Here is a 1,208-nt window from a genome sequence, read left to right as displayed (position 1 = left end):
ATAATACTTAATTATTAAAAATATATGTTCGACTTTAGTATAGTAACAAACTGGATACATGAGCTACTGCTCTCCATTATGCCGGAGGGATTAGCCATCTTTATAGAATGTGTAGCTGTCGGCGTGTGCCTCGTAGCACTGTATGCCATCCTGGCTATCATATTGATCTACATGGAGCGTAAGGTCTGCGGTTTTTTCCAGTGTCGTCTTGGACCGAACCGTGTTGGTAAATGGGGTTCTATCCAAGTGGTCTGCGACGTGCTCAAAATGCTGACCAAAGAAATCTTCATGCCGAAGGGTGCCGACCATTTCCTTTACAATCTTGCTCCATTCATGGTGATTATCTCTTCATTCCTGACTCGCTTGTATTCCTTTTAATAAAGGTGCGGCGATTCTGGACTTTAATGTGGGCGTGTTCTTCCTGTTGGCAGCTTCCAGCATTGGAGTTGTCGGTATCTTGCTGGCCGGTTGGGGTAGTAACAACAAATTCTCTTTGATCGGTGCCATGCGAAGCGGTGCACAGATTATCAGTTATGAACTTTCTGTTGGTATGAGTATCATGACAATGGTAGTGCTGACGGGAACCATGCAATTTTCTGAAATCGTAGAAGGACAAGCTGATGGTTGGTTCATCTTCAAGGGACATATTCCTGCGGTCATTGCTTTCATCATCTATCTGATTGCCGGAAATGCAGAATGTAACCGTGGCCCGTTCGACCTTCCCGAAGCGGAAAGTGAGCTGACAGCCGGATATCATACAGAATACTCCGGTATGGGTTTCGGTTTCTTCTATCTGGCAGAATACTTGAATCTGTTTATCGTAGCCAGTGTTGCCGCCACCATCTTCCTGGGAGGATGGATGCCGCTGCACATTGTTGGTTTGGATGGATTTAATGCTGTAATGGATTATATTCCGGGCTTTATCTGGTTCTTCGCCAAAGCATTCTTTGTGGTATTCCTTCTGATGTGGATCAAATGGACTTTCCCACGCTTGCGTATCGACCAGATCTTGAATCTGGAATGGAAATACCTGGTTCCAATTTCTATGGTAAATCTATTATTAATGGCATGCTGCGTAGCTTTCGGCTTCCACTTTTGATAAATGAGAATTATGGAATATAAAGATAAAAAATATATGTACTTAGGTGGTCTGATGCATGGCATCATTACACTGGCAACGGGTATGAAAACCAGCATCAAGGTATACT

At 43.6% G+C, this 1,208-nt stretch carries 2 pseudogenes; both read left to right on the top strand.

The features are described 5' to 3' along the window. The first annotated feature begins 24 nt into the window (after window positions 1-24). Window positions 25-1,099, top strand: a pseudogene (gene nuoH, locus AB5935_RS27045) (NADH-quinone oxidoreductase subunit NuoH). 12 nt (window positions 1,100-1,111) lie between these two features. Beyond that, window positions 1,112-1,208: pseudogene (locus AB5935_RS27040) on the top strand (NADH-quinone oxidoreductase subunit I); the annotation flags it as partial.

The sequence above is a fragment of the Phocaeicola sp. RTP21198st1_B8_RTP21198_201120 genome (genome assembly GCF_040929485.1).
Classification (GTDB): domain Bacteria; phylum Bacteroidota; class Bacteroidia; order Bacteroidales; family Bacteroidaceae; genus Phocaeicola; species Phocaeicola dorei.
The sequence above is the reverse complement of the archived record's forward strand: the minus strand, read 5'-3'. Positions and strand labels throughout refer to the sequence as shown.